Below are 2,340 nucleotides of genomic sequence, written 5' to 3'. Positions count from 1 at the left end.
TCTGCTGTCCGCGAGCAGGGACTCAACTGTCCGCCAACAAGGATTTTTCAGCGTCCGCTAGCAAGGGCTAGCGTAACCGTCTGGCGGCCGGTCCGGATTCAGGCTGCGGCGTCGGGCCATGGCATCTGTCCGCCTCCCCGCTTGCAGGCGGGACGGTCGGGCTAACATCCGGGCGATCGTAACGACCTCGTCGCCTTGGGCGTTCTGCCCAATCGTCTGCCGCAACCCGCAGCTAAGGTCGCGCACCAGGTCATCACTGGTGGTTGCGGGCCGCCAGCGGGGAGCGGCGCGGTAGACCAGCGAGCCGGCGGGACGCTGGAGGATGGGATCTCCTCGGACAAACAGGTTGCAGCGCTGCACCGCTGTGCGCAGTCCTCGGTGCAGGGTGGCGGCCATGAGCAGCATCTCGCTTACGAGTCGTTCTGGGCTCCTTACCTGCTGTTGGGTGTGAGCGTGGGTGTTGGGGTTCAGTAGCGAGCGGGTCCATCGCAGTGCCTCGCCCAGTTCGGCGGCAGCGTCTTGGGCGGGGCCGGTCGCCGGGGTGGCACGTAGATCGGCAGCGGCGATTGCCGCCTGCCGCCAGCCCCCGGTCATCTCGGGATTTCCTTCGGAGGTTAGGACGTGCACGGCCAAGCCGAGTTGGGTGCCGACTTGGAGATGTACGCCGGTGAGCTGGTTGGGGTTGAGCCAGAGCCATCTCCGCGCGGCCCGGACTGCGGCGGTCGCCGCGTCGACTGTGTCCACCGCCGGCGCCGGACGCAGTGGCGACCTGGCGGCATCAAGTTCGCGCAGGCCAGGTTCGAACTTTGTGGCTGCGACCAGCTCGGCGGCGATGGCGCCCAGCCGGCTGCTACTGGTCCATCTGGCTGCTTCTGCGACTGGTCGGTATGTCTGTGCCAGTGGTCCATCTCGATTCAGCCAGGTGGGGAGCCGGCTATCGAGCCGAACGGCGTCGACGGTAAGTCGGGCGAGGTCAGCGAGTGCTCCCTGAACGCCTCCTCCGGCACGGATGGCGTTCCCCTCCGGTGTTGCGGGACGTTGCCATGACGGAACGTGGCCGGCGATGATGTCGCCCATGATGCCTAGGGCGTCGGCGGCGCGACGCAGGGACCGCCCAGGGCCGGTGGTGACGCTGGGCGTCGGCGGATACTGCCCGTCCAGCACCGCGGCGGCCCGCAGGCCCAGGTAGAGCCGGGTCAGGCTCTGCCCATCGCGCCCGAGGATCCGTGTGACTGCCGCCTTGTTTGATACCTCCGCTGCCGGCCGGCCCCCGACCAGCAGTTCGATGATCCTGGCCATCTGGTGATAGAGGTCCGCCCGAGCATGTATCAGAGCGTTGATCTCGCTGGCGTTCGCGGCGCGGTGGCCGGTGATCGCCGCAGTTGCGGCCCGTACCGCCCGCTGCGCCTCCTCGTGCCAGAAGCCGACCGTCATGCCAGCGCTGCGACCGCACGGCGCAGTTGCTGGGCGGCAGCGTCGTGGTCGAGCCGCTGTGCCAACCCGTTGTCGGGGTGGACGGCACGGCGGTCGTGATGCTGTGCGAGTTGCTCGACGAGATCCATCACCGCGTGCCTGAGGTGAGGGCCGTCGGTGGCGGGGACGGTCGCGTCGACGACAACGTCGTCGTCGCTGTAAAGCCTGCTGCGAACGTCGAGCAACTCCAGGCCAAACCGGTCCCACGCGGCGTCGCCGCCGGACAGGCGTTTCCACGCTTCGACGGCCAGGTGGATAGCGCCGGCGGCAGCAAGGTCGTCGTTGCCGGCGGCGAGGCGGGCGGTGAGAGCGCTGGTTGCATCCGCGAACTCCATACGCGCAGCATCTGTCACCGCCCGCCTCGCCGTCCACTGCGCACCCGCTGCCTGTGGAAATCCCTCAATGGGTGAGGTGAGGTCGGCGCCAGGACGCGGCGCGGAGTGATCTTGTGGAATAGGGCCATCGCGCCACTGGTGTCTGCGGCGCGCGTATTCATCTCCGTCGGGTCGCTCCATGATCACGCCCTCTCCGGGGTTGTGCGATCGGTAGGTAGTTGATCGGCATATTCTCCGGTCAACAGTTCGAGGATGCCTGCGACTGGCACTAGGTAGCGGCGTCCAACCTTCAGGGTCCGGACAGGAAACTGTTTTAACTTCGCCAGCTCATAGGCCTTTGTTCGACCAATACCCAAGGCCGCCCCAGCCGTCACCACATTGGTCACGGTTCCTAGCGACCGAACTCGCTCTACAGTCCACTCGCCGGCGGGCAATCTATTGTCGCGCTGTGGACGGTGCTCGCTCACACGTGACTGGTCAGGTGGTCGCTGCGCCGGTGGGTAGCCAGGGACAGCCGGCGACGAGTTCGGTG

At 67.2% G+C, this 2,340-nt stretch carries 2 protein-coding genes; both read right to left on the bottom strand.

What is annotated here, in order from left to right; all coding sequences use genetic code 11:
- Positions 1 to 57: 57 nt before the first annotated feature.
- Positions 58 to 1,434 carry a hypothetical protein gene (locus V6U90_RS33120; RefSeq protein WP_334445070.1) on the bottom strand — a complete coding sequence of 459 codons (1,377 nt, stop codon included), beginning with the start codon at positions 1,432 to 1,434 and terminating at the stop codon, positions 58 to 60.
- Positions 1,431 to 1,808, bottom strand: a complete 378-nt coding sequence (locus V6U90_RS33115; RefSeq protein ID WP_334445068.1) for a hypothetical protein — start codon at positions 1,806 to 1,808, stop codon at positions 1,431 to 1,433. Before V6U90_RS33115 ends, V6U90_RS33120 begins: the two co-directional genes overlap by 4 nt.
- Between the last annotated feature and the right edge of the window lie 532 nt (positions 1,809 to 2,340).

The sequence above is a fragment of the Micromonospora sp. CPCC 206060 genome, from assembly GCF_036906895.1.
Lineage (GTDB): Bacteria > Actinomycetota > Actinomycetes > Mycobacteriales > Micromonosporaceae > Micromonospora.
Note: the sequence above shows the minus strand (reverse complement) of the source record. Positions and strands in the feature narration are given on the sequence as shown.